At 40.7% G+C, this 366-nt stretch carries 1 protein-coding gene; it reads right to left on the bottom strand.

Annotation, left to right across the window (positions count from 1 at the left end; translation table 11 throughout):
* A partial coding sequence (locus A3735_RS09000; protein ID WP_156499549.1) for a LysE family transporter occupies positions 1–283 on the bottom strand: 283 nt, incomplete at its 3' end.
* Between the last annotated feature and the right edge of the window lie 83 nt (positions 284–366).

Below are 366 nucleotides of genomic sequence, written 5' to 3'. Positions count from 1 at the left end.
CGATGTTGTTTGGAGTTTTAAGTATTTTGTATGCAATAAGAGCTAGGTACATAGAGCCAAAGACAGAAATCGCAGAGATAAACAAGCCTATATCATTAAGCTGCAACGTTAACAGCAATGCCAGAAGTATAATTGGCCCATCGGTTACAATAGGTGCAAGGCTAGCCATAAACCCATTGTAATTACCTTTTGACATGGTTTGATGAATCACAAACACACCTAAAGGCCCCGGTTTCAGCCCTGCCACTAAGCCAAAAGTTAATGCTGCTAATGCGAAATACATGATATACCCAGTAGGTTACAACCCTACTAATAATGGCGAAGAAACAGGGTGGTTTTATTTGGAACGAAGGCTTCCCTGCATAT

It is taken from the genome of Oleiphilus sp. HI0061 (assembly GCF_001635675.1).
The sequence above is the reverse complement of the archived record's forward strand: the minus strand, read 5'-3'. Positions and strand labels throughout refer to the sequence as shown.